At 71.1% G+C, this 26004-nt stretch carries 21 protein-coding genes; 10 read left to right on the top strand and 11 right to left on the bottom strand.

The genetic code is table 11. The features are described 5' to 3' along the window. The 4 genes from OG322_RS04280 to OG322_RS04265 form a co-directional block, all read right to left on the bottom strand. Entirely contained in the window at window positions 1-963 is a 963-nt protein-coding gene (locus OG322_RS04280; RefSeq protein ID WP_123464012.1) for an HpcH/HpaI aldolase/citrate lyase family protein, read from the bottom strand. Further along, a complete protein-coding gene (locus OG322_RS04275; RefSeq protein WP_123464014.1) occupies window positions 960-2972 on the bottom strand; it encodes a protein meaA in 2013 nt (670 codons plus the stop codon). Before OG322_RS04275 ends, OG322_RS04280 begins: the two co-directional genes overlap by 4 nt. A 1-nt stretch (window position 2973) precedes the next feature. Continuing rightward, the gene (gene ccrA / locus OG322_RS04270; RefSeq protein WP_124285629.1) at window positions 2974-4311 is read right to left on the bottom strand and encodes a crotonyl-CoA carboxylase/reductase; all 1338 of its coding nucleotides are present in this window, start codon (window positions 4309-4311) and stop codon (window positions 2974-2976) included. A 363-nt stretch (window positions 4312-4674) separates the two neighbouring features. After that, the gene (locus tag OG322_RS04265; RefSeq protein ID WP_124285630.1) at window positions 4675-5502 is read right to left on the bottom strand and encodes a GNAT family N-acetyltransferase; all 828 of its coding nucleotides are present in this window, start codon (window positions 5500-5502) and stop codon (window positions 4675-4677) included. 130 nt (window positions 5503-5632) lie between these two features. Here OG322_RS04265 and OG322_RS04260 point away from each other — a divergent pair, with 130 nt between their 5' ends. After that, entirely contained in the window at window positions 5633-6424 is a 792-nt protein-coding gene (locus OG322_RS04260; protein WP_123464020.1) for a restriction endonuclease, read from the top strand. Window positions 6425-6471: 47 nt separating this feature from the next. Here the strand turns inward: OG322_RS04260 and OG322_RS04255 are convergent, their stop codons facing one another. Further along, window positions 6472-7287 carry a TetR family transcriptional regulator gene (locus OG322_RS04255; protein WP_123464022.1) on the bottom strand — a complete coding sequence of 272 codons (816 nt, stop codon included), beginning with the start codon at window positions 7285-7287 and terminating at the stop codon, window positions 6472-6474. Window positions 7288-7492: 205 nt separating this feature from the next. Further along, window positions 7493-9274: a 3-hydroxyacyl-CoA dehydrogenase family protein gene (locus OG322_RS04250; protein ID WP_123464024.1), complete on the bottom strand. Its 1782-nt coding sequence runs from the start codon at window positions 9272-9274 to the stop codon at window positions 7493-7495. Window positions 9275-9646: 372 nt separating this feature from the next. On the opposite strand from OG322_RS04250, the gene OG322_RS04245 reads away from it, so the two are divergent. Next, complete coding sequence (locus OG322_RS04245; protein WP_124285632.1) at window positions 9647-10219, top strand: adenylosuccinate lyase; 573 nt, start codon at window positions 9647-9649, stop codon at window positions 10217-10219. Here OG322_RS04245 and OG322_RS04240 read toward each other — a convergent pair. The 3 genes from OG322_RS04240 to OG322_RS04230 all read right to left on the bottom strand — a co-directional run bounded on the left by OG322_RS04240 (window position 10197) and on the right by OG322_RS04230 (window position 13591). Beyond that, a complete protein-coding gene (locus OG322_RS04240) occupies window positions 10197-10709 on the bottom strand; it encodes a GNAT family N-acetyltransferase (RefSeq protein ID WP_124286120.1) in 513 nt (170 codons plus the stop codon). The genes OG322_RS04245 and OG322_RS04240 overlap by 23 nt on opposite strands. Window positions 10710-10808: 99 nt before the next feature. Beyond that, entirely contained in the window at window positions 10809-12401 is a 1593-nt protein-coding gene (locus OG322_RS04235) for an alpha/beta hydrolase (RefSeq protein ID WP_329306054.1), read from the bottom strand. 140 nt (window positions 12402-12541) lie between these two features. Further along, window positions 12542-13591: an Rv2578c family radical SAM protein gene (locus OG322_RS04230; RefSeq protein WP_266410655.1), complete on the bottom strand. Its 1050-nt coding sequence runs from the start codon at window positions 13589-13591 to the stop codon at window positions 12542-12544. A 149-nt stretch (window positions 13592-13740) separates the two neighbouring features. Between OG322_RS04230 and OG322_RS04225 the strand changes: the two genes are divergently transcribed. From OG322_RS04225 to OG322_RS04210, 4 genes are all read left to right on the top strand, one after another. Then, the gene (locus OG322_RS04225; RefSeq protein WP_123464059.1) at window positions 13741-14184 is read left to right on the top strand and encodes an SRPBCC family protein; all 444 of its coding nucleotides are present in this window, start codon (window positions 13741-13743) and stop codon (window positions 14182-14184) included. Between the two features lie 187 nt (window positions 14185-14371). After that, window positions 14372-16816: an MFS transporter gene (locus OG322_RS04220; RefSeq protein ID WP_329306053.1), complete on the top strand. Its 2445-nt coding sequence runs from the start codon at window positions 14372-14374 to the stop codon at window positions 16814-16816. Between the two features lie 195 nt (window positions 16817-17011). Further along, window positions 17012-19459 (top strand): ATP-binding SpoIIE family protein phosphatase, encoded by a 2448-nt coding sequence (locus OG322_RS04215; protein WP_329306052.1) that lies wholly within the window; start codon window positions 17012-17014, stop codon window positions 19457-19459. A gap of 111 nt (window positions 19460-19570) precedes the next feature. Beyond that, window positions 19571-20290, top strand: a complete 720-nt coding sequence (locus OG322_RS04210) for a class I SAM-dependent methyltransferase (RefSeq protein ID WP_329306051.1) — start codon at window positions 19571-19573, stop codon at window positions 20288-20290. A 181-nt stretch (window positions 20291-20471) separates the two neighbouring features. On the opposite strand, the gene OG322_RS04205 is transcribed toward OG322_RS04210, so the two are convergent. Beyond that, window positions 20472-21362 (bottom strand): LysR family transcriptional regulator, encoded by an 891-nt coding sequence (locus OG322_RS04205; protein ID WP_329306050.1) that lies wholly within the window; start codon window positions 21360-21362, stop codon window positions 20472-20474. Window positions 21363-21514: 152 nt separating this feature from the next. Between OG322_RS04205 and OG322_RS04200 the strand changes: the two genes are divergently transcribed. After that, window positions 21515-22516 (top strand): aldo/keto reductase, encoded by a 1002-nt coding sequence (locus OG322_RS04200; protein WP_123464067.1) that lies wholly within the window; start codon window positions 21515-21517, stop codon window positions 22514-22516. Window positions 22517-22611: 95 nt separating this feature from the next. Here the strand turns inward: OG322_RS04200 and OG322_RS04195 are convergent, their stop codons facing one another. Next, a complete protein-coding gene (locus tag OG322_RS04195) occupies window positions 22612-23052 on the bottom strand; it encodes a GNAT family N-acetyltransferase (RefSeq protein ID WP_124285635.1) in 441 nt (146 codons plus the stop codon). A gap of 84 nt (window positions 23053-23136) precedes the next feature. Between OG322_RS04195 and OG322_RS04190 the strand changes: the two genes are divergently transcribed. From OG322_RS04190 to OG322_RS04180, 3 genes are all read left to right on the top strand, one after another. Further along, a complete protein-coding gene (locus tag OG322_RS04190) occupies window positions 23137-23688 on the top strand; it encodes a DinB family protein (protein ID WP_123464071.1) in 552 nt (183 codons plus the stop codon). 142 nt (window positions 23689-23830) lie between these two features. Continuing rightward, the gene (locus OG322_RS04185; RefSeq protein WP_123464073.1) at window positions 23831-24664 is read left to right on the top strand and encodes a M55 family metallopeptidase; all 834 of its coding nucleotides are present in this window, start codon (window positions 23831-23833) and stop codon (window positions 24662-24664) included. Continuing rightward, entirely contained in the window at window positions 24657-26000 is a 1344-nt protein-coding gene (locus OG322_RS04180) for a M20/M25/M40 family metallo-hydrolase (RefSeq protein WP_306086100.1), read from the top strand. Before OG322_RS04185 ends, OG322_RS04180 begins: the two co-directional genes overlap by 8 nt. Window positions 26001-26004 lie beyond the last annotated feature (4 nt).

Below are 26004 nucleotides of genomic sequence, written 5' to 3'. Positions count from 1 at the left end.
TCAGGCCTCCGGAGCTTCGAACTTGGAGGTGCGCTGCATGCCCGCCGCACGGCCCTTGCCCGCGATGACCAGCGCCATCTTGCGGCTGGCCTCGTCGATCATCTCGTCGCCGAGCATCGCCGAGCCCTTCTTGCCGCCCGCCTCGGAGGTGCACCAGTCGTAGGCGTCGAGGATCTGCTCGGCGTGGTCGTAGTCCTCCTGCGAGGGCGAGAACACCTCGTTCGCCGCGTCGACCTGGCCGGGGTGCAGCACCCACTTGCCGTCGAAGCCGAGGGCTGCCGCACGGCCCGCGACCTCGCGGTACGCGTCCACGTCGCGGATCTGCAGGAACGGGCCGTCGATCGCCTGGAGGTCGTGCGTGCGGGCCGCCATCAGAATGCGCATCAGGATGTAGTGATACGCGTCCGCGCCGTACCCGGGCGGCTGCTGGCCGACGACCAGGGTCTTCATGTTGATCGAGGCCATGAAGTCGGCCGGGCCGAAGATCAGGGTCTCCAGACGGGGCGAGGCGGCGGCGATGTCGTCGATGTTCACCAGGCCCTTGGCGTTCTCGATCTGCGCCTCGATGCCGATCCGCCCGGCCTCGAAGCCCATCGTCTTCTCGATCTGGGTGAGCAGCAGGTCCAGGGCGACGACCTGCTGGGCGTCCTGGACCTTCGGCAGCATGATGCAGTCGAGGTTCGGACCCGCGCCCTCGACGACCGTGATGACGTCGCGGTACGTCCAGTGCGTCGTCCAGTCGTTGACCCGCACGACCCGGGTCTTGCCCGTCCAGTCGCCGTTGTTCAGCGCGTCGACGATGTGGTGCCGGGCGCCTTCCTTGGCGAGCGGCGCGCAGGCGTCCTCCAGGTCCAGGAAGACCTGGTCGGCCGGGAGGCCCTGGGCCTTCTCCAGGAACCGCGGGTTCGAGCCGGGCACGGCCAGACACGAGCGGCGGGGACGCAGGCGGTTGACGGCAGTCATGCGGGGACCTCCAGAGGGTCGAGCTTGTTCGCTTTCCGGATCTCGTCGACGATACGGCCGATGATCTCCGTGATGCCGAAGTCCTTCGGGGTGAATACGGCGGCGACACCGGCTTTGACCAGGGCCGCGGCGTCGGCGGGGGGAATGATCCCGCCGACGATCACCGGGATGTCGCCCGCGCCGGTCCGGCGGAGCCGGGTCAGCACGTCGGGCACCAGCTCGGCGTGCGAGCCGGACAGGATCGACAGGCCGACGCAGTGCACGTCCTCGGCGACGGCGGCCGAGACGATCTGTTCGGGCGTGAGGCGGATGCCCTGGTAGACGACCTCGAAACCGGCGTCGCGGGCGCGTACCGCGATCTGCTCGGCACCGTTGGAGTGGCCGTCCAGGCCCGGCTTGCCGACCAGCAGCCGCAGCCGGCCCGCGCCCAGGTCCGCGGCGGTCCGGGCGGTCTTCTCGCGTACGAGGGCCAGCGGGGTGCCCTCCTCGGCCGTCACCGCCACCGGGGCGGACGACACCCCGGTAGGTGCGCGGAACTCGCCGAAGACATCGCGCAGCGCCCAGGACCACTCGCCCGTGGTGACGCCCGCGCGGGCGCACTCGACGGTGGCCTCCATCATGTTCTCGGTGCCCGCGGCGGCCTTCTTCAGGACGGCCAGCGCCTCGGTGGCGCGGGCCTCGTCGCGGTTGTCCCGCCACTCGTGGAGCGCGGCGACGACCTTGGCCTCGATCGAAGGGTCGACCGTCATGATCGCGGCGTCGAGATCGGCGGTGAGCGGGTTGGGCTCGGTGCTCTCGTAGATGTTGACGCCGACGATCTTCTCGTCGCCGCCCTCGATCCGTGCCCGCCGGGCGGCGTGTGAGGAGACCAGCTCGGACTTGAGATAGCCGGATTCGACGGCCGCCATGGCGCCGCCCATCTGCTGGATCCGGTCGATCTCCGCCAGCGAGTCGGTGACCAGCTCGTCCACCTTGGCCTCGATGACGTGGGATCCGGCGAAGATGTCCTCGTACTCCAGCAGATCGCTCTCGTGGGCGAGTACCTGCTGGATACGGAGCGACCACTGCTGGTCCCAGGGGCGCGGCAGCCCCAGCGCCTCGTTCCAGGCGGGCAGCTGCACCGCGCGGGCCCGGGCGTCCTTGGAGAGGGTGACGGCCAGCATCTCCAGCACGATGCGCTGGACGTTGTTCTCCGGCTGCGCCTCGGTCAGGCCGAGCGAGTTGACCTGGACGCCGTAGCGGAAGCGGCGCTGCTTGGCATCGGTGATGCCGTACCGCTCCCGGGTGACCCGGTCCCAGATGCGGCCGAAGGCGCGCATCTTGCACATCTCCTCGATGAACCGGACACCCGCGTTCACGAAGAAGGAGATCCGGGCGACGACATCGCCGAACTTCTCCTCGGGCACCTGCCCGGAGTCGCGCACCGCGTCGAGGACCGCGATGGCCGTCGACATGGCGTACGCGATCTCCTGGACCGGGGTGGCCCCCGCCTCCTGGAGGTGGTAGCTGCAGATGTTGATCGGGTTCCACTTGGGGATGCGGTTGACCGTGTACGTGATCATGTCGGTGGTCAGCCGCAGCGAGGGGCCGGGCGGGAAGACGTGCGTCCCGCGGGAGAGGTACTCCTTGACGATGTCGTTCTGCGTGGTGCCCTGGAGCTTGCCCGCGTCTGCGCCCTGTTCCTCTGCGACCACCTGGTAGAGCGCCAGCAGCCACATCGCGGTGGCGTTGATCGTCATCGAGGTGTTCATCTGCTCCAGCGGGATGTCCTGGAACAGCCGGCGCATGTCGCCGAGGTGCGAGACGGGCACGCCGACCCGGCCGACCTCGCCGCGGGCGAGGACGTGGTCGGGGTCGTAACCCGTCTGGGTCGGCAGGTCGAAGGCGACCGACAGGCCCGTCTGGCCCTTGGCGAGGTTGCGCCGGTAGAGCTCGTTGGACGCCTCGGCGGTCGAGTGGCCGGCGTACGTCCGCATGAGCCAGGGGCGGTCCTTCTGGCGGCCGCTCATGTCAGATGTTCCGGAATCGGTTGATGGCGTCGATGTGCTGCTCGCGCAGCTCCTCGTCACGCACGCCCAGACCCTCGCGCGGTGCCAGTGCCAGGACGCCGACCTTGCCCTGGTGGAGGTTGCGGTGCACGTCGTACGCGGCCTGGCCGGTGTCCTCCAGGGAGTAGACCCTGGACAGCGTCGGGTGGATCTTCCCCTTGGCGACCAGGCGGTTGGCCTCCCACGCCTCGCGGTAGTTGGCGAAGTGCGAGCCCACGATCTTCTTCAGCGACATCCACAGGTAGCGGTTGTCGTACTCGTGGGTGTAGCCCGAGGTCGAGGCACAGGTGACGATCGTGCCGCCCTTGCGGGTCACGTACACACTCGCGCCGAAGGTCTCGCGGCCCGGGTGCTCGAAGACGATGTCGACGTCCTCGCCACCGGTCAGTTCCCGGATGCGCTTGCCGAACCGCTTCCACTCGCGCGGGTCCTGGTTGTGCTCGTCCTTCCAGAACTTGTAGCCCTCGGCGTTGCGGTCGATGATCGCCTCGGCGCCCATCTTCCGGCAGAGCTCGGCCTTCTGGTCGCTGGAGACGACACAGATGGGGTTGGCGCCGCCGGCCAGCGCGAACTGCGTCGCGTAGGAGCCCAGGCCGCCGCTGGCGCCCCAGATCAGCACGTTGTCGCCCTGCTTCATGCCCGCGCCGTTGCGCGAGACCAGCTGGCGGTACGCGGTGGAGTTGACCAGCCCGGGGGCCGCGGCCTCCTCCCAGCTGAGGTGGTCCGGCTTCGGCATCAGCTGGTTCGACTTCACCAGGGCGACCTCGGCCAGCCCGCCGAAGTTGGTCTCGAAGCCCCAGATGCGCTGCTCGGGGTCGAGCATCGTGTCGTTGTGGCCGTCCGAGGACTCCAGTTCGACCGACAGGCAGTGCGCGACGACCTCGTCACCGGGCTTCCAGGCGTTGACGCCGGGACCGGTGCGCAGGACGACGCCCGCCAGGTCGGAGCCGATGACGTGGTAGGGCAGGTCGTGGCGCCGGGTGAGTTCGCTGAGCTTTCCGTAGCGCTCCAGGAAGCCGAAGGTGGCCATCGGCTCGAAGATCGAGGTCCAGACGGAGTTGTAGTTCACCGAACTGGCCATGACGGCGACCAGCGCCTCGCCGGGGCCGAGCTCGGGCACCGGCACCTCGTCGAGGTGCAGGGACTTACGGGGGTCCTTGTCACGGGTGTCGAGCCCGGCGAACATCTCCGTCTCGTCCTTGTGCACGGTCACCGCGCGGTACGACTCGGGGATGGACAGCGCCGCGAAGTCCGCGGCCGTGCTGTCCTGCGATTGGATCGCGTCCAGGATTTCCTTCACGGTGTGCCTCCGATGGAGCTGCGTTTGAGGGAACGCTTGAGGGTCCTGCGAAGCAGGGGGAGCGGTGGTGCGTGGAGGTGTGCCGTCGGTTCGGCGGGCGATGCTTCGGCTGCTTGCTCTGTGGAGCAGAAGGGTTTGCCTGTGACGCAGGCGTCCGGGCGCGCAGGCACCTGGCTTGCGGGGACAGCCGGCGTACGTGAGGTCTCAGCACGCCGGCCGCCCGGACGACTTCAACGTATGGCACTCCGTGACAGCTGGCAAGGCACTGGGTGCCAGCAATTTCCCTCAATTGTCGTCCGGGTGCCACGCATGAGCAACACGAGGGGCGTTTTGGTGCGTTGTGCCCCGTCGTGGAGGGGGCGGTCAGGAGGTGGGGCGGTCAGGAAGTGGGGAGGTGGGGCGATAGACGTACGGGGTCGTCGTGCCCAGGACCGTGAACCCGAGCCGTTGCAGGATCGGGCGGCTCTGCTCGGTCGCGTCGACCTGGAGGTACCGGAAGCCGCGCTCCGCGGCGATCCGGGCCCGGAAGGCGATCAGCGCCCGGTAGACGCCCCGGCCGCGCCACGCCTCGACCGTGCCGCCGCCCCACAGCCCGGCGAAGCCGGTGCCGGGGTACAGCTCCATCCGGGCCGAGCTCACCGGCTCGTCGCCCGCCATGGCCAGCACCCCCACGAAGTGGTCCGGGTCCTCCTTCAGCCGGGCCAGCACCTGGTGCCGTAGCCGGGTCCAGTCCGAGCCGAAGGCCTGCTCATGGGCCCGGCCCATCAGCTCCACATCGGCCTCGTCACGCACGGTGCGCAGCCGGACGCCGTCGGGGAGCACTACCTCGGTGGGAAGGTCCGCGACCGGCGCGACCAGCAGGGTCTCCGGGGCCTCCGGCTCGAAACCGGCCGCCAGCAGCCGGGCCCCGAGATCGGCCGGCTGGTCGTGCGCGTACAGCTTCCACTCGAACTCCTCGTACCCGCGCTCCACGCAGTGGGCCACCTGCGCGGCGATCGCCGCGTCGGCCCGTGCGGCGTCCAGGTCCGGGGACGACCAGACGACCCCGTTCCAGTCATGGGCCGCGCCGGCCTGCCGTACGACGTCGCCGGTGCGCTCGACGCGGACGCCGGGGCCGTCGGGGCGGGCGTGCTCGCGCATCTCCCGGTCGAACACGGCGAGCAGGCTCTGGTGGTCCTGATTCTTGGTCATCCGCACACCACAGCACCGGGCGAGGGCACCGGCAACCGCGTTTCAAGGCTGTTGGATCCGGCGGACCGGGGCAGACGGCAGAGATGAATGATCTTGGAAGACTCATATCGGTACGGGCGGAGCGGCGGGGATGACGGTACCGAGACGCGAACGGGGCTCCGACGGGTCCCGGAAGGCCTTCAGCGTGCGCACGACCGCCTACGGACTGGGGGCCGTCGCCCTGCTGATCTGCGGTGGAGGATTCATGGTGCGCACCGCGTGGGAGGGGGCGTGCAGGCATCCGGCCGCCGTGGTGCCGGTCGCGGCGCTCGGTGCGGCGGGCATCCTGCTCCTGTACCTCCGCCGGCCGCGTCGCCGGCCGCGCGGGGGGCCCGGCCCGCTCGCCGAGGCCGTGCACGAGCTCTTCGACCCGCCTCAGGAGTCCTCGGCCCCGGCGCCGGGGCCGTTCGAACGCCCCCAGGACGACGACATCGCGCGCACGGCCGTCCTGACCGAAACGGAAACGGCGGAGCCGGCGCAGGAGGCCGAGGGCTATGAGGACCTGGACGCCGACGGGTTCGAGGACGCGATCGCCGCGCTCTGCGAGCGGGACGGCTGCTCCGACGTGCAGGTCGTGGGCGGAGCGGGTGATCTGGGGGCCGATGTGATCGCGACGGCCCCAGATGGGCGGCGTTTGGTCGTCCAGTGCAAGCGCTACGGCCCCAACACCAAGGTCGGCTCCCAGGACCTCCAGCGATTCGGCGGAACCTGCTACGCCGTGCACGAGGCGGAGATCGCCGTCTGCGTCACCACCAGCGAATACACCGCGCCCGCCCTGGAGTACGCGGAGCAGTGCGCGATCCTCTGCCTGGACGGTGCGGCGCTCGCGGACTGGGACGAGGGGGCCTCGCCACCACCGTGGCAGACCGAAGTCGCTCTCTGAGGCCTCCGGGGGCCGGGTGGGGCGGGCGGGAGCCGTGCGGCCCCCGCTCAGCGCTCCTTGAGCGCCTGCTGGATCGTGCGCATCACTTCGTCCAGCGGCGCGTCCGTGCGCGCCACGGCGACCAGCACCTCGCCCTCGGCGCTCACCGAGGCGGCCGGCGGCTTCGCCGGCTCGCCGCCGGCGGTCCGGCCCGCACCGATCCCGGTGCCGAAGGTGTCGCGGACGATGGCGAAGGCGTGGTCCAGCTGCGCCTCCACATCGCCCTGGCCGTCCATTCGCAGCCACCGGCGCAGCACATGGTTGTGCGCGGTGACCACGGCGGACGCCGCCACCTCCGCCAGCAGCGGGTCGTCATTGCCGACATGGTGGTCGCGCTCGTCGAAGTGGCCCAGCAGGTAGCGCGTGAACAGCCGCTCGTAGCGGGCCACCGAGGCGATCTCGGCCTCCCGCAGGGTGGGCACCTCGCGGGTCAGCTTGTAGCGGGCCACGGAGACCGCGGGCTTCGCCGCGTACATCTTCATGACTTCCTTGATGCCCCGGCAGACCGTGTCGAGCGGGTGCTCGTGCGCCGGAGCGGCGTTCAGGACCGCCTCGGCCCGTACGAGGGTGTCGTCGTGGTCCGGGAAGATGGCCTCTTCCTTGGAACGGAAGTGCCGGAAGAAGGTCCGCCGGGCGACGCCCGCGGCGCCCGCGATCTCGTCGACCGTCGTGGCCTCGTACCCCTTCGTGGCGAAGAGCTCCATCGCCGCGGCGGCCAGTTCGCGGCGCATTTTGAGCCGTTGGGCGGCGGCACGCGTGCCCGCGGCACTTTCCGGGGCGTCGGGCGCGGCGGACACACGGGGGGACCTGGCGGGCTGGGACATGGTGTGAACGTACTGCATCGGTGCAGGAGAGCGCGCCTGTGGGGGCGGGCCGCCCGGTGGGCCGAGCAGCCCGCCCCAGCCGGCTCCCGGCCCGGCGGCCCCGGCAGCGGGCTTCGCGGCGTCGCGGGGCCGGGGTGCGTCCTGTGCCGTGCGATGCACGCACCCCGGCCCCGCTCCTTCACCCGCGCTCCCCACCGCCGGGACCTCAGCGGCGGGCATATTCGCGAAAGCCGCGCCCCGTCTTGCGGCCGAGGCAGCCGGCGGCCACCAGGTGCTCCAGCAGCGGCGCCGGGGCCAGGCCCGGGTCGCGGAACTCGCTGTGCAGGACCTTCTCGATGGCGAGCGAGACATCGAGACCCACGACGTCCAGGAGCTCGAAGGGACCCATCGGATAGCCGCCGCCCAGCTTCATCGCGGCGTCGATGTCGTCCAGGGTCGCGTAGTGCTCCTCGACCATCTTGATCGCGTTGTTGAGGTACGGGAACAGCAGCGCGTTGACGATGAACCCGGCCCGGTCCCCGCAGTCCACCGGGTGCTTGCGCACCTTCACGCAGACCTCGCGGACCGTGGCGTGCACATCGTCCGCGGTGAGCACCGTACGGACCACCTCGACCAGCTTCATCGCGGGCGCCGGGTTGAAGAAGTGCATCCCGATGACGTCCTCGGGCCGCGCGGTGGCCCGCGCTATCGACACCACCGACAGTGAGGACGTGGTGGTGGCGAGCACCGCGCCCGGCCTGCACACCTTGTCCAGGGTGGCGAACAGCTGCTGCTTGACCAGCAGGTCCTCGGCCACGGCCTCGACGGCGAGGTCGACCTCGGCGAAGGAGTCCAGCGAACCCGCCGCGGTGATCCGGGCCAGGGTCTCGTCCCGGGCCCCGGCCGTCAGCCGCCCCTTGGCGACCGAACGCTCCAGTGATTTGGCGATCCGGCCCTTGGCCGTGTCCGCCTTCTCCTGGCCGCGCGCCGCCAGCACCACGTCGTAACCGGCCTTCGCGAAGACCTCGGCGATCCCCGAAGCCATCGTCCCGGAGCCGGCGACCCCCACCGAACGCACGGTGCGCCCGGCCCCCGCCGCGGTGTCCTGCGCGGGCGTCAGCGCGTCCGGGACCACGTTCTCACTGCCGGCCTGCGCATAGGTATAGAAGCCGCGGCCCGCCTTGCGGCCGGTCAGCCCGGCCTCGCTGAGCTGGCCGAGGATCGGCGCGGGGGCGTGCAGCCGGTCGTGCGATGCGGAGTACATCGCCTCCAGGACGGTACGGGCGGTGTCGACGCCGATCAGGTCCAGCAGGGCGAGCGGGCCCATCGGCAGACCGCAGCCCAGCTTCATCGCCGCGTCGATGTCCTCGCGGGAGGCGTAGTTCGCCTCGTACATCGCCGCGGCCTGGTTGAGGTAGCCGAACAGCAGCCCGTCGGCCACGAACCCCGGGCGGTCACCGACCGCGACCGGCTCCTTGCCCAGATGGCGGGCGAGCTCCGTGACCGCCGCGACGGCGGGCGGCGCGGTGAGCACGGACGAGACCACCTCGACCAGCTTCATCGCGGGCGCCGGATTGAAGAAGTGCAGGCCCAGCACGCGCTCCGGGTGCCGTGACTCGGCGGCGAGCCGGGTCACGGACAGGGCGTTGGTGCCCGTCGCGAGGATCGCGGTGGGGGAGACGACCGCGTCGAGATCCCGGAAGACCTGCTGCTTGATCTCGTACGTCTCGGGCACGACCTCGATGACCAGCTCCGCGTCCGCGGCGGCCTGGAGATCGGAGAAGGTACGGAACCGGGAGAGGATGTCGTGCCGCTCCTCCTCGGTGATCCGCTCGCGCCGCACGGCGCGTGCGGTGGAGGCCTCCAGCACGGCGACTGCCTGGCGGGCGGCCGCGTCATTGATGTCGATACCGATGACCTCGCGGCCGGAGCGGGCGAGGACCTCGGCGATGCCGGTGCCCATCGTGCCGAGGCCGACGACGGCGATGGTGCTGAGCGGGGTGTCCATCACGGGACTCCAGGGATGAGTGACGACTGAGGGACGCACGGCGCGCGGCCGATGAGAGGGGCCCGGAAGGCCTGGCCGGTGCGCGGCGTGCGGGAGTTGCCTGTCGTGGTGCTCACGTCCGGGCGCGAGGGGCACGCCGGGACCGGGGAAGGGGCGGCGGACTCTGTCCCGGAGTCACGCCTCGCAAAGCTGCCGAACCGACATTCACTCCGGGTGGCTGCGTCACCAGGCCACCGGAGCCGGCGGGGGAGTGTCCCGCTCACCTGAGGTTAACCGGCGAGTAACGAGCGCGCCAGCCCTGGCTTGTTGTGGGCCCCCTCACATTCGCCGCACCTGTCGGCACGCTGCGTGTTCACCGATACGCTGACGGTCATGGACGAGGAGCTGCGGTCGCTGACGCACCGGCTGGCCGACGAGGCGGGGGAGTCGGCGGCCTACCGCCGGCTGCTCGCCACCGATGACGCCGAGGAGCTGGCGCAGGTACTCATCGAGCGCGAACGCCCGCTGTGGGCCCGAGAGATCGCCGCTTTCCGGCTGGGCTGCGGCGGGGATCGGCGGGCCTTCGAGACCCTGGTGCTGCTGCTCAACCACCGCGACCCGGAGCGCTGCGCCGGCGCCGCCCACGCCCTGGCCCGCCTCGGCGACCCGCGCACCCCGCGCGCCGCCGCAGCGCTCGCCACCAACTCCCTGCGCACCGCCTACGCGTTGTACCCGGTCCGGCTGCTCGGCGAACTGCGCGCCCCGGAGTCCGTGCCGGCCCTGATGAGCACCCTGCGCAGGCTGCTCGGGCCGGACGAACCGCACTGGCGGGTGGCGCTCGCCTGCGTCGAGGGGCTGGGGCTGCTCGGTGACGCACAGGCCCGTCCGGCGCTGGAGGCGGCCCTGCCGCACCCGCGACTGGGTGGCGCGGCCGGCGAGGCGCTCAGCAGGCTGCCGGCGGCCTGAGAGGGCGTGCGTAGCGCACCTCGGGTACCGGTACGCCGTCCACTTCGAAGGGTTCCTCGGCGCCGTCCGGGCGGAAGCCGGCGCGTGCGTAGAAGCGGCGGGCCGGCGCGTTCTCCCTGAGCACCCAGAGCGCGAGATCCGGGTGACCGGCCGCGCCGGCGCGCGCCAGTACCTCGGACATCAGGGCCCGGCCCGCCCCCGTCCCCTTCCGCTCCGGCAGTACGTAGATCGCGTACAGCTCGGCGCGCGCGAGCCGTCTGCCGTTCTCGCGGTACGGCCCGTACGCCGCCCACCCGATGACGCCGAGGTCCGCCCGCTCGGCCACCACGTTGACGACCTCGTTGCCCTCGGCGAAGAAGCCGCGTCGCCGCTCCGCGTCCTCGGCGATGCTCATCGCGTCCAGATGCGCCTGCGGCATCAGCCCGGCGTACGCGCTCCGCCAGCCGCGCACCCGGATGGTCGCCACGGCCTCGCAGTCCTCGATGGTCATGTCCCGGACCAGCAGTTCCGGGGCGTGCGCCGGAGTGGTTCGTGTGGTCACGCGCCCATCCTCGCGCACGCCCCCGAAGGACACGCGGTTACCCGCCCGTCAGCCCCGGAAGCCGAGCATTCCGTGCAGCGCGCTGCCCCGGCCCTCGGCGCCCGCCCGGGGCGCCGCCTTCGCGGCCTTGCCGGTCGCGGGCTTCGGGTCCGGCGTCTTCGCGCAGACCGCGTCCACGTCGCCGCCCTCCCCGCGCGGCACGGTGCCCTTGGCGAGATAGTCCGCCAGGTACTTGTCCAGACAGGCGTTGCCGCTCAGCGTGACGCCGTGGTTGCCGCCGCCCTGCTCGACGACCAGGCTGGAACCGCGGAGCTCGCGGTGCAGGGTGACCCCGCCCTCGTACGGTGTGGCCCCGTCGTCCGTGGCCTGGAAGAGCAGCACGGGCGGCAGCTCGTGGTTGGAGACCCGGACCGGATTCAGCGGTTCCACCGGCCAGTCGGCGCACGGCGCGTTGTACCAGGTGTTGCTCCAGGCCATGAAGGGCGCCTTGGTGTGCACCTTCCAGGCGTCGTTGCGCCAGGCGTTCCAGTCGCGCGGCCACTGGGCGTCCCGGCACTGCACGGCCGTGTAGACCGAGTAACCGTTGTCGCCCTCCGCGTCGACCGCGCCGAACCGCTCGTATGCCTTGACCAGCGCCTTCTCGTCCTTGTGGTTCACATAACCGGCGAACGCCCTGGCCAGCACGGGCCAGTAGCCGTTGTAGTAGCCGCCCGGCAGGAACGTGTCGTCCAGCTCGCTCGCGCCGACCTTCCTACCCGCGGGATGCTTCTTGACCGCCGCCCGCATCCGGTACCAGGCCGCTTCGACCTGAGCCGGATCGCTGCCCAGCTCGTACGTGCTCCGGTACTTCGCCACCCAGGCCATGAACGCCTTGTGGCGGGTGTCGAACGCGTAGTCCTGGCTGAGGTTGTCGTCGTACCAGATGCCGGTCGGGTCGACGTTCGAGTCGAGGACGAGGCGCCGGACGCGGTCCGGGAACAGCTTGGCGTACACCGAGCCCAGGTAGGTGCCGTAGGAGTACCCGAGGTAGTTGAGCTTCGCCGCGCCGGTCGCCCGGCGGATCACATCGAGGTCCTTGGCCGCGCTGCCCGTGTCCATGTACGGCAGCAGATCCGGGTACTTCTTTCCGCAGGCGGCGGCGAAGGACCGGGCGCGGTCCCGGTTGACCTGCTCGTCCCTCAGGGACTGCGGCACCGAGTCGGGCCGTACCGGATCGGAGTACTTCGGCACGCAGTCCAGCGCCGGCCGGCTCTTGCCCACGCCGCGCGGGTCGAAGCCGATCACGTCGTACTGGGCGGCCACCCCCTTCGGCAGTGAGGCGGCGACGAAACCGGCCATCGACAGTCCGCTGCCGCCGGGGCCGCCCGGATTGACCAGCAGCGGGCCCTGGAAGGTCTTCGAGGTGTGCGGGACCCGCGTCAGTGCGAGGGTGACCTTCCGGCCCGACGGGTCGTCATGGTCGAGCGGGGCACTCACCGACGAACACTGGAGCGTCGGGGACGACTTGGTGGCGCAGTCGGTCCACTTGAGCGATACGGCTCGCTGCGCCCCGGTGTCGGCGGTCGCCGGGGACGGCGCGGCGGTCACCAGACCGGCGACCGTCGCCCCGACAGCGAACAGAATTCCTGAACGATTCGTCATATGGCCTCCCGTGGTGGGGGAACACGGCTGCGCGTGACGGCAGCCCCCGCCGGATGCTCCCCGCATTCGGGGCCGGAAGGACCCGTTCTGGCGAGAGATGACCCGTTTGCCTTTACCGGGAGTCCGGTGCGCCGGTCCGCTCAGAGCAGGGTCAGCTGGCTGGGCGCGGAGCCGTCGATCGGGGGCTGCGGCTCGCCGCTCCCGGGGAGGGTGCGGGGCGTTCCGCGGTGCGAGGGCCCGATGCCGTACTCGGTCGCCAGCTCGTGCACGTGGCGCGTGACGCGGCGCTGGTACCACGTGGGCGCGTACGCCCCGTCCGCGTACAGGCGCTCGTACCGCCCCACCAGCTCGGGGTGGTGGAGGCCGAGCCACTCCATGAACCACTCCCGGGCACCGGGGCGCAGGTGCAGGACGAGCGGGGTCACCGAGGTCGCGCCGGCGGCGGCGATCGCGCGGACGGTCGCCCGCAACTGGTCCGGCCGGTCGCCGAGGAACGGGATGACGGGTGCCATCAGCACCCCGCAGCCGATGCCGTGCTCGCTGAGCGTGCGTACGACGTCGAGGCGGCGCTCGGGGGAAGGGGTGCCGGGCTCCACGGTGCGCCACAGCTCGGGGTCGATGAAGCCCACGGAGACCGAGACGCCCACCTCGGTGACCTCGGCCGCCTGCCGCAGCAGCTCCAGGTCGCGCAGGATCAGCGTGCCCTTCGTCAGGATGGAGAACGGGTTCGCGTGGTCGCGCAGGGCCGTGAGGATGCCGGGCATCAGCCGGTAGCGGCCCTCGGCGCGCTGGTAGCAGTCGACATTGGTCCCCATCGCGATGTGCGCGCCGTGCCAGCGGCTGGAGGCCAGCTCGCGGCGCACCAGCTCCGGGGCGTTGATCTTGACGACGATCTGCGAGTCGAAGCCGAGCCCGGTGTCGAGGTCCAGATAGCTGTGGGTCTTGCGGGCGAAGCAGTAGACGCACGCGTGCGAACAGCCGCGGTAGGGGTTCACCGTCCATTCGAACGGCATCCGGGACGCGCCCGGCACCCGGTTCACGATCGAGCGGGCCCGGACCTCGTGGAAGGTGATGCCCCGGAACTCCGGGGTGTCGAAGGTGCGCGTCGTCACCGCGTCCGCGGCGAAGAGCGCGCCGTCTCCGTCTTTGGTGGTTTTGGCGGGGTTATCGGCCAGATTGTCCCAACGCATGGACGCCTCCTAGGTAGCACTGACCAGAGAATAGAACACTTGTTCCCTTGATTGTTTTCTCCCTTTCGTCCCCGACCGGATTTTGAGCCGGGTGCCGGAGATGGTTGGCTCAGCACACCCCCGAACAACCGAGTGCTGGAGGAACAGCCATGGCGCAGGTCGAGGCCACGACAGAGCGGATCATCGCGGCGGACCCGGAAGCGGTGTTCGACGCGCTGGCCGACTACAAGGACGTCCGCGGCAAGGTGCTGCCCGGTCACTTCAGCGAGTACGAGGTGCGTGAGGGTGGCGACGGCGAGGGCACCCTCGTCCACTGGAAGCTCCAGGCCACCAGCAAGCGGGTGCGCGACTGCCTGCTGGAGGTCAGCGAGCCGGTCGACGGGCAGCTCGTGGAGAAGGACCGCAACTCCTCGATGGTCACGACCTGGACCGTCACCCCGGCCGGTGAGGGGAAGTCCAAGGCGGTCGTCTCGACCGTGTGGAACGGCGCCGGCGGCATCGGCGGATTCTTCGAGAAGACCTTCGCGCCCAAGGGACTTGGCCGCATCTATGACGAGCTCCTGCAGAATCTCGCCACCGAGGTGGAGAAGTAGCTCCGGGTCCCGCTTTCCGGCCTCACCGGTTCGGGTGGTCTTTCCGTCCGGCCGGTTGTGCGCCGTAGTGGCTCCCACCGGGGGCTAAGCCCTCCAAGTGCGCCGTCAGCGCCCCCCGCCGCGTTTGCCCTCCCTTGTATCGCAATGCGAGAAATGGGCGGCGCAGATGCGACGAGGGGAGCGGCACGTGGTGGGTGGGATCACTCTGGTGAAGGACGAACCCGAGGGTACGGGCGACACCGGAACGGTGCAGACGTCCGAACCGCCCCCGCCTCCGGCCGCGACGGAACCGGCCGCTCCCGTCCTGTCCCCGGGTCCGGAGACGGACCCCCGGCGCATCCGGCTCATCTTCATCGGGCTGATGCTCACGCTGCTGCTCGCGGCGCTCGACCAGATGATCGTCGCCACCGCGCTCCCGAAGATCGTCGGTGAGCTGCACGGCCTGGAGAAGATGTCCTGGGCGGTCACCGCCTATCTGCTCGCCTCCACCATCGGGCTCCCGGTCTACGGAAAGCTCGGCGACCTCTTCGGCCGCAAGGGCGTCTTCCAGTTCGCGATCGTCGTCTTCGTCATCGGCTCCGCGCTGGCCGGCTGGTCGCGCACCATGGACGAACTGATCGCCTTCCGGGCCCTCCAGGGCGTCGGCGGCGGCGGGCTGATGATCGGCGTCCAGGCGATCATCGCGGACGTCGTGCCGCCCCGGGAGCGCGGCCGGTTCATGGGGCTCATCGGCGCGGCCTTCGGACTCGCCTCCGTGGCGGGCCCGTTGCTCGGCGGCTTCTTCACCGACCACACCTCCTGGCGCTGGTGCTTCTACATCAACATCCCGTTCGGCGTGGTCACCTTCGCCGTCATCACTGTCGTGCTGAAGCTCCCGAAGCCCACCGTCCGGCCCCGGCTCGACATCCTCGGCGCCGTGCTGCTGGCCGCCGCCTCCACCTGTCTGGTGCTGCTGACCAGCTGGGGCGGCACGGAGTACGCCTGGGGCTCGCGCACCATCCTGGGACTGGCCGCCGGAGCTGCCGGAACGACTCTGCTCTTCGTCGTCGTCGAGCACCGCGCGCCCGAACCCATCATTCCGCTGCGGCTGTTCCGCGACTCGATCTTCAACGTCAGCGCGCTTGTCGGCGCCGTCGTCGGAGTCGCGCTGTTCGGCGCCGCCAGCTATCTGCCGACCTTCCTGCAGATGGTCGACGGGGCCACCGCCACCGAGTCCGGGCTGCTGATGCTCCCGATGATGGGCGGCATCGTCGCCGCTTCCGTCGTCTCCGGCCAGCTGATCTCCCGTACCGGCAGATACCGGGTCTACCCGATCGTCGGCAGCGCTCTCGCGGCGGTGGGCATGTGGCTGCTGTCCCGGCTCGAAACGGACACCCCGCGGCTGGAGTACAGCATCTCGCAGGCGGTGCTCGGTCTGGGGATCGGGCTGATCATGCCGGTGCTGGTGCTCGCCGTGCAGAACTCCGTACGGCCCGCCGACCTCGGAACCGCCACCAGCGCCAACAACTACTTCCGGCAGATCGGCGGCAGCGTCGGCGCGGCCGTGTTCGGCACGCTCTTCGCCGGGCGCCTCGCCGACGCGCTCGCGGTGCGCCTGCCGTCCGGAGCCGGCCTGCCCGACCCCGAGTCGATCACCCCGCAGCTGGTCCACGCCATGGACCCGGTCCTGCGCGACAGCTACATCCAGGCATACGCCGACGCGATGCCCCGGATCTTCCTCTACCTCGTGCCGGTCCTCGTGCTCGGCCTGTTCTTCGCCTTCTTCCTCAAGGAGAAACCGCTGGTGTCCCACCACAGCCCCGAAACCACAGCCGAGCCCGCGACGATCCCCTCCGCGCGCCCCGTCGCGGGCGCCCAGCCCGCCGGGCACCTCTCGGGGGTGCCCGTCCAAGGCAGCGTCCAGCACCCCGACGGCACGAAGGTCCCGCGTGCCGCCCTCACCCTCATCGACGTCCAGGGACAGCAGGTCGGCAGGGGCGCCAGCGGCGAGGAGGGGCGGTACGCGCTCAGCGTTCCCGGCGCCGGTTCGTACGTCCTCATCGCCGCTGCCGGGGGCCACCAGCCGCAAGCCGTCAGCGTCACCGTGGGCGAGCGGCCCGTGGAGCTCGACGTGGTGCTCGGCGGTGCGGGCCGGCTCGCGGGGACCGTCCTGACGGCGGACGGTGTTCCGGTGCGCGACGCGGCCGTCACCCTGACCGACGTACGCGGCGAGGTGGTCTCCTCCACCCGCAGCGGCCGTGAGGGCGGCTATGTGATCTCGGAACTGGTGGCCGGCGAGTACACCCTCGCGGCCAGCGCCCCCGCGTTCCGGCCCGCCGCGCTGCCGGTCAGTGTGCAGGCGGCCCGTGAGACCCGCCAGGACATCGAACTGGCCGGCGGCGCCGTGCTCCGCGGCGTCGTACGCGCCAGCGGCGGACGGCTCGTCGAGGACGCCCGGGTCACGCTCCTGGACGCGGCGGGCAATGTGGTCGACACCCTGACCACCGGGCCCGACGGGGCCTTCCGGTTCGTCGACCTGTCCACCGGCGAGTACACCGTGATCGCCGCGGGCTACCCGCCGGTGGCCACGGTCCTGCAGGTCGCGGGCGGCGGGCGCACCGAACGGGACCTGCAGCTGGGCCACGAGGACTGAGCGTGCGGCGGGCCGTCGCGCCTGACGGTCCGCCGGCATCCGCTGCGCCGGTGGTGAAGGTGGTGCGCCCCTGGATGCGCCGGGCGCACCACCTTCGGGGGTGATTCCGCCGATGACCGGCGGGCGCCGCTCACGGCCCCGTACGGTGGAGCCACGTACCGCAGAACCTTGCGGTGGGGAAGGAGCCTTCCACCCATGGACCTCGGTGTGCCGCCGCAGAGGACACCACAACCGCGAGACACCGCGGCAGGCCGCGTGCCGCTCGCCGTGGTCGTCGTCGATGCGGACGGACTCGTGTCGCACTGGTCGACCGGCGCCAGAAAGCTCTTCGGTGTCGCCCGGGAGCACGCGGTCGGCTGCCCGGCCGGCGAACTGCTTCCGGTCACCGGAGCGTTGCAGGACCGCGCAGAGACGTGGCGGGACGAGACGTACGCCGAGTTCGGACCCGAGCTCGGCAGCTCCCTCAGCGGCGCCGTCGGCTTCCCGACAGCGGGCCGGGCCCGGGTGGACGAACGGGACCGCGGCCGGATCGAGGTCCTGTGGTGGGCCTATCCGCTCGTCGGCCCCGGCCCCGAACGGCTGCTCGTGCTCGCCGCGGACTCCGCGCAAGTACGCGGCGGCGAGGCGGGGGAGGGCCGGGAAGCCGAGACGATCACACCCGGATTCGCCCTGCACACCGACTTCCCCGGCTACCGGGAGCTGTCCGGGCGGCTGTCCGAGATCCTGCCCAGCATGAGCGTCCACGAGGCCACTCGGATCATCTCCCAGGTACTCGAACTCGGCTATCCCGTGCTGGAGTTCAGCCGCCACGACCGGATCCCGGTGACTCCCGACTGGGGAGTGCCGCAGCGCGCCGGACACCTGGGCTCCGAGGCCTTGCCGCACATCGCCCACGGACAGCTCGCGTCCCGCGCGGTGCCCCGACCCGAGCTGGACCTCGAATACGCGGCGGTCCGTGAACGGCTGGAGTTCCTCAACGAGGTCAGCGGCCGCATCGGTTCCTCCCTCGACCTGGCACGCACCATCCGCGAGGTCACCAGTGCCGCGGTACCCCGCTTCACGGACTTCGCGGGTACGCATCTGCGCGCCGCGGTCCTCGCCGGTGAGGGTTTCCCGGACGGCCCGCCCGACGTCACGACGATCTGGCACCGGGTCTGGGTCGAGCACAACGACGAACCGGGCCGCTGGGACGACACCGTGCCGGTCGGCGAGGCCATCGCCTTCCCGGAGCACACCCCGTTCTTCCAGTGCATGGTCACCGGCGAGCCCGTCATCATCCCCTATATCGGGGAGGAGTTGAGCAACCGGATCTCGGGCGAGTTCGAGAAGCGCGACCTGCGTCCGCTGATCACCCACCGCTCCCTGCTCATCGTGCCCCTCAAGGCCCGCGACGTGGTGCTCGGCTTCATGGTCCTGATGCGGCGTCCCGGCAGGGAGCCCTTCGACGACATGGACCGCACCACCGGAGCCGAACTCGCCGCCAGGGCCGGGCTCGTCCTCGACAACGCCCGCATGTACACCTACCAGGAGAACGTCGCCGAGACCCTCCAGGACAGCATGCTGCCCCAGGTCGAGCCGCGCATGGCCGGCTGCGACATCGCCACCCGCTATCTGCCCGGTGCCCTGCTCGGCAGGGTCGGCGGCGACTGGTTCGACTCGGTGAAGCTTCCCGGCTCCCGGACCGCTCTCGTCGTCGGCGACGTGATGGGGCACGGCCTCAACTCGGCGGCGATGATGGGGCAGTTGCGTACCGCGGTACTGACCATGGCCACCATGGAGATGCCGCCCGAGCAGCTGCTGCGCAATCTGGACGACCTGGCCCAGCGCCTCGGCGAGCAGTATCTGGCCACCTGTCTCTACGCGGTGTACGACCCGATCCGTTCCGAGCTCCAGATCGCCAACGCCGGGCACATCCCGCCGGTGCTGGTCCGTGCCGAGGACGGCCGGGCCGAGCTGCTCGACCTGCCGACCGGCGCCCCGATCGGGGTCGGCGGGGTGGCCTTCGCGACCGCGACCGTGCGGGTCCTGCCCGGCGACCGTCTGGTGCTCTGCACCGACGGCCTGGTCGAGGTGCGCGGCCAGGACATCGGTGCCGGTCTCGCCGCACTCTGCGCCTCCGCCGCGCACCCCGCCGCGTCCATGGACGACGCCTGCGACACGATCATCCGTGCACTCAACCCCAGCGGCGGCCGCAAGGACGACGTCGCGCTGCTGATGGCCCGGCTCAACGGCATCCCCGACACCGATGTCGCCGAATGGCAACTCGCCCTGGACCCACGCGAGGTGGCCCGCGCCCGACGGATGGTCCGCGGCAAGCTGCTCGACTGGGAGCTGCCGGACGCCGTGGAGGCGGCCGAGCTGATGGTCAGCGAGCTCGTCACCAACGCCCTGAAGCACGGACGCACCCATCACATCGGGCTCCGGCTGGTCCGCACGGGCGCCCTGCTCTGCGAGGTCAGTGACGACGAGCCCGCCCCCGCCACGCTCCTCGATGCCACCGCAGACGACGAGTTCGGCCGCGGGCTCGTCCTGGTGAGCAGCCTCGCCCGGGTGTGGGGCAGCAGTACCACGGCCCGCGGCAAGACCGTCTGGTTCGAGCTGGCGCTCTCCCGGCTGCCCCGTCCCCGGCGCGGCGACTGGTGAAAGTGGCCGCTCCAGGCCGCCGGTCCTGTGTGCACCCTTGCCCTGATCTGCGCGGGAGGGTAGTCCCTTGTTGTGCAAGGTGCCTCAGCGCGACGGGACTTGGGAGTGCGCATGGATGTTTCACAGCGGTACAGCGAGGCGTGGGAAGGCTTCTGGGCAGCCACATCGGACGCGCCGGGCGAGGCGATCTGGGATGCCGACCCCTCGCTGAGCGCCGGACCGCACAGCGAACTGCTCCTGCCGTACACCGATGCCGCACTGCCCGTCGTCGACCTCGGCTGCGGCAACGGCACCCAGACCCGCTACCTCGCCACCCGGTTCGCCCGCGCCATCGGTGTGGACCTCTCGCACGCCGCGATCGGCCACGCCCGCCGGGCGGACCCCGAGGGCGTCGCCGAGTTCGCCCAGCTCGATCTGACCGACGGCGACGCGGTGCGGGCCCTGCACGAGCGGATCGGGGACGCCAACGTCTATATGCGAGCGGTGATCCACCAGAGCGAGGCCGAGGCCAGGCCCGCGGTGGCCGCAGCCGTCGCGACGCTGCTGGGGGCGCGCGGCCGGGCCTTCGTCGCCGAGCTGACCCCTGCCTCCAAGGATGTGCTCCGGCAGGCGGGACAGGGGCCCGACGGGCCGCCCAAGAAGCTGCGCCGGGTCTACGACCACGGGCTCAAACCGGCGGACGCCTCCGAGGAGGAGGTGCCCGAACTCCTGCGGGCGGCCGGGCTGACCACCCTGGACAGCGGGCACACGGTCCTGCCGCAGACCGAGCAGCTGCCCGACGGCACCCGGATCGATCTGCCGGCCAGGTGGTTCGTGCTGGCCGTCGGCTGATCCGGAGTGCGGGCCGGCCCCGGACGCGGAGACCGTCCGGGGCCGGAGGCCGCCCCTCCGCGACCGGCCGTGCATTCACGAGGACACATCGCAGGGCGAGCGACACGTGCAGCGGCGTCGAGCAGCAGACGGCGGCGTCCGCGAGGGCGCTGAGCGGTTGAGCCGCCGCGCCCCGGAAGGCTCAGCGCACGGTCCCCTCCCGTACCAGCGCCATGAGCGCCCGCGCTCCGGGGCTCATGGTCCGCGCGTCCGGAAGCACCACGACGCTCTCGTAGTACGGCTGGACCGGCCCGTCGAGCCGGACCGCGACCAGGCCCCGCGCCTCGGGCTTGCGGGAGAAGTGGTGCGGCACCACCGCGATGCCGAGCCCTTCCTGTACCAGCTCCAGCAGGCTGTGCACGTCGTTCACCTCCAGCGCCACCGTGCGGCGCACCCGCGCCGTCGCGAACGCCTCGTCGGCCGCGCGGCGCGGACCCCAGTCCGGATGGAAGTCGATGAACGGCTCACCCGGCAGCTCGTCCCACCCGACCCGGTCCGTCACGGCCAGCCGGTGGCCGGGGGCGCACAGCAGGACCATGGGCTCGCGGGCCAGCGGGACCAGCTCGCCGCGCCACTCCACGGAACTGACCGTGGCGGCGAAGGCGATGTCGAGCCGCCCTCCGGCGACCCCGTCCACCAGACTCGTCGTCCCCTCCTGGCGGAGCCGGATCTCCATGTGCGGATGCGCACGGTGGAAGGCGGCGAGGAGCCGCGGCAGGCTCACCCCGGCCACGCACTGCTCGACGCCCACCGACAGGGTGCCGCGCAGCAGCCCCCGTACGGCGTCGACGGCGTCCTTCGCCGCCCGCGCGCCCGCCAGCGTGCGCTCGGCCTCCACCAGCAGGGCGCGCCCGGCCTCGGTCAGTCGCACGCTGCGGGTGGTCCGGCTGAACAGTGGGGTCCGCAGCTCCTGCTCCAGCGCCCGGACGGAGGCGGAGAGGCCGGACTGCGACACGGCGAGGCGCTCGGCGGCCCGGGTGAAATGCTGTTCCTCGGCGACCGCGACGAAGTGTTCCAGCTGGCGCAACTCCATGATTGAGAAATATAGACGCTGAATCCAAGCGGAATCTCCTGTTGGACTGCTGGATCGATGTGGGCGAGCCTGGACCCTGCACCCCGCCGGGGCGAAGCCGAACGGCACCTCGCACCCGGCGGACCGGAACGATCTCTCCCGTGGAGCCCCGCATGTACATCCCGTCCGCCGACCGCTACCAGGACATGCCCTACCGGCGCACCGGGCGCAGCGGTCTGAAGCTGCCGGCCCTCTCGCTCGGCCTGTGGCACAACTTCGGCGGGGACCGGACGCCGGAGACCCAGGGGCAGATCCTCCGCAGGGCGTTCGACCTCGGCATCACCCACTTCGACCTGGCGAACAACTACGGCCCGCCGCCCGGCTCCGCCGAGACCGCGATGGGCCGCGCGCTGAAGACGGACTTCGCCCGGCACCGGGACGAGATCATCGTCTCCACCAAGGCCGGCTATCTGATGTGGGACGGCCCCTACGGCGAGTGGGGCTCGCGCAAGAACCTGCTCTCCTCGCTCGACCAGAGCCTCGGCCGCCTCGGGCTCGACTACGTCGACATCTTCTATTCCCACCGGCCCGACCCCGAGACCCCGCTCGAGGAGACGATGGGCGCCCTCCACTCGGCGGTGCAGCAGGGCAAGGCACTCTACGTGGGCGTCTCCAACTACTCGGCCGAGCAGACCCGGGAGGCCGCCCGGATCCTGAAGGACCTCGGCACCCCGCTGCTCATCCACCAGCCCCGCTACTCGATGCTGGACCGCTGGGTCGAGGACGGCCTGCTCACCGCCCTCGACGAGCTGGGCACCGGTTCCATCGCGTACTCGCCGCTGGAGCAGGGCATCCTCTCCGACCGCTATCTCCGCGGCATCCCGGAGGGTTCACGGGCGGCGGGCAGCAGCCCGTTCCTGTCGGCCGACTCGGTCACCCCGGAGCTGGTCGGCCGGCTCCGCGAGCTCGACCAACTGGCTTCCGAGCGAGGCCAGTCGCTGGCCCAGCTGGCGCTGGCCTGGGTGCTGCGCGGCGGCCGGGTCACCTCCGCCGTCGTCGGGGCGAGCAGCGTCGCCCAGCTGGAGAACAGCGTCCAGGCGGTCCGCAACCTGGAGTTCAGCGACAAGGAACTGGCCCGGATCGAAAAGCTGTTGAAGGGAGCCGGGCGCCGCTGAGGCAGGAGAACGGGCGACCTCCGGGCGGGGCCTGCGCTCAGGACAGCGCAGGCTCTGCCGCCGACTCGGCAAGCACCGCCCCAGCGGCAGGAACCCTACGGGATGTAGCGGCGGAAGCCCTCTGCCAGGGCTTTGAAACCGCACGCCTCGTAGAAGGTGTGGACATACTCGTCATCCGCCGCCAGCAGCTGGACCTTGTAACAGTCGGCCGACGCACCCAGTTGAACGGCGGCCTCCATCAGCCGGCGGCCGACACCGCGCCGCTGGAAGGAGCCGGCCACCACGACGTTCTCCACGAACAGGATGGCCCGGCCACCGCGCGTGAGGTTCGGCAGGACGATGCAATCCGCCGTTCCGGCCACGGTGCCGCCGGCATCAGCCACCAGGACCGTCCGCCCCTGCTGCCTGGATATGGCAGCCCAGATCGCATCCGCGGACGCCTGAGGCAACGGCGCATCGTCAGGATTCAACTCGCCGTAGAGAGTCAGCAACGCTGACAGGTCCGCCTCGGCCGCTGACCGCACATTGATCTTCATGCGCTGAGCCTAGAACGGGCGCGGCCGCACCCGTCCCAGCAGTAAGGCCCCCCCGCCCGGACCCGGGCTGTGACGATGGCTGCCATGACATGGACGGCACCCCACATCACCCGTACGACCGCCGGCGACCTCCAGCTCGCTCTCGGCACCGCGGACGAGCGGACCATGCTGGCCGGCTGGCTCCAGTGGCACCGCGAGACGCTTCTGGTCAAATGCGCCGGGCTCGACCAGGAGCAGCTGGCCCGCACCACCGCCGAACCCTCCGGACTCACCCTGCTCGGCCTGGTGCGGCACCTGGCCGAGATCGAACGCTGGTGGTTCCGGCGCAGCTTCGCGGCCGAGCCGCTCGGTGACGTGTTCACCGGGCCCGACGACGGCGACGAAGGTCTCAAGGGCGTGGACGCGGCCCGCGCGGAACACGACTACGCCGCCTATCTGGACGAGGTCGAGGCAGCCGGGGCGGCAGTCGCGGGGCGGACCCTGGACGAGACGTTCGTGACGACGCGCGGCGGCAGGACCTGCAGCCTGCGCTGGGTCTACCTGGCCATGATCCAGGAGTACGCCCGGCACAACGGCCACGCGGATCTGCTGCGCGAGCGCACCGACGGCGCCACCGGGGACCACCCGCGAAGCTGACAGGGCCGGCGGCCGGCGGGGGAAGGGCCCCGATGGCGGAAAGGCCCTCTTCCGGCGGAACGGATCTCCTTCAGTGGAGTGGACCACTGGAGGTCCGGGCAGCTCTGGCCTGCGCGTTCCACGACGCGTACCGTGTGGCCGCATGAAGATCCTCGTCAGCGCCGACATGGAAGGCGCCACCGGTGTGACCTGGCCGGCCGATGTGCTGCCCGGCACCCCGCAGTGGGAGCGGTGCCGTTCCCTGTTCACCTCCGACGTCAACGCCGCGGCCCTCGGTTTCTACGACGGGGGCGCCGACGAGGTGCTCATCAACGAGGCCCACTGGACCATGCGCAACCTGCTGCTGGAACAGCTCGACGACCGGGTCCAGATGCTCACCGGCAAGCACAAGTCGCTCAGCATGGTGGAGGGCATCCAGCACGGGGACGTCGACGCGGTCGCCTTCATCGGCTACCACACGGGTGCCGGTACGGAAGGCGTCCTGGCCCACACCTATCTGGCCAACTCCATCACCGGGGTCTGGCTGAACGGGGTCAGGGCCAGCGAGGGGCTGCTCAACGCGCACGTCGCCGCCGAGTACGGCGTCCCCGTCGTCCTGGTCACCGGGGACGACCTGACCTGTGTGGACGCGCGGGGATACGCGCCCGACGCCCGTACCGTCGCGGTCAAGGACTACGTCTCGCGGTACGCCGCGGTCTGCCGGACCCCTGCCCGTACCGCCGCCGACATCCGTGCGGCGGCCAAGGAGGCGACGGCTCTCGCCGGGCGCTACCCGGCGGTCGACGGCGGACCGTTCACCGTGGAGCTGGAGTTCGACGCCGAGCACCTGGCCGCGGCGGCCACTGTCGTACCCGGTGTGGCGGCCTCCGGCGAGAGGCGTGTCGCCTACACGAGCGAGACGATGTACGAAGGTATCCGCACGTTCAAGGCGGTGACGACCATCGTGTCGTCCGCCGTGGAGGAACAGTATGGCTGAGGTGACCAACCCCAAGAACCGCGTCGATGACCTCGCGCTCGACGAATCGGTGACGTTCACCTCCGAACTGATCCGCATCGACACCACCAACCGGGGCGGCGGCGACTGCCGTGAACGCCCGGCGGCCGAGTACGTCGCCGAACGGCTGGCCGGCGCGGGACTCGAACCCGTGCTCCTGGAGCGCACCCCCGGGCGCACCAACGTGGTCGCCCGGATCGCGGGCACCGACCCGTCCGCCGACGCGCTCCTGGTCCACGGGCATCTGGACGTGGTGCCCGCGGAGGCCGACGACTGGACCGTGCACCCCTTCTCCGGCGAGATCCGCGACGGGGTCGTCTGGGGCCGCGGCGCCATCGACATGAAGAACATGGACGCGATGGTCCTCGCCGTCGTCCGGTTCTGGGCCAGGGCGGGCATCCGGCCCCGCCGCGACATCGTGATCGCGTACACCGCCGACGAGGAGGCCAGCGCCGACGACGGTTCGGGCTTCCTCGCCGACCGGCACCCCGGACTCTTCGAGGGCTGTACGGAGGGCATCAGCGAATCCGGCGCCTTCACCTTCCACGCCGGACCGAACATGCCGCTCTACCCCATCGCGGCGGGCGAACGCGGCACCGGATGGCTCAAGCTCACCGCACACGGCAAGGCGGGGCACGGCTCCAAGGTCAACAAGGCCAACGCCGTCAGCACGCTGGCCGCCGCCGTCGCCCGCATCGGCGCACACGAATGGCCGGTGCGCCTCACCCCGACGGTCCGCGCCGCGCTCACCGAGATCGCCGCACTGCACGGCATCCACCCCGACCTCGACGCCCCCGGCTTCGACGTGGACGAACTCCTCGGCAAGATCGGACCGGCCGCGGCCCTCGTCGAGCCGACCGTGCGCAACAGCACCAACCCGACGATGCTGGAGGCCGGTTACAAGGTCAACGTGATCCCGGGCCACGCCACCGCCTTCATCGACGGCCGGATGGTGCCGGGCGGCGAGGACGAGTTCCACGCCACCATGGACCGGCTGACCGGCCCCTCGGTCGACTGGGAGTTCCACCACCGCGAGATCGCCCTGGAGGCCCCGGTCGACTCACCCACGTACGCGAAACTCCGGGCCGCCGTCGAGCGGTTCGACCCGGACGGCCACGTGGTGCCGTACTCCATGTCCGGCGGCACCGACGCCAAGCAGTTCTCCCGGCTCGGCATCACCGGCTACGGCTTCTCACCGCTGAAGCTGCCCGTCGGCTTCGACTACCAGGCCCTCTTCCACGGCGTGGACGAACGTGTCCCCATCGAGGCGCTGCACTTCGGCGTCCGGGTCCTGGACCACTATCTCCGCACCGCCTGACCCA

Origin of the sequence: Streptomyces sp. NBC_01260, assembly GCF_036226405.1 — a bacterium.
Taxonomy (GTDB): Bacteria; Actinomycetota; Actinomycetes; order Streptomycetales; family Streptomycetaceae; genus Streptomyces; species Streptomyces laculatispora.
This window is presented reverse-complemented; position numbering and strand designations above follow the sequence as displayed.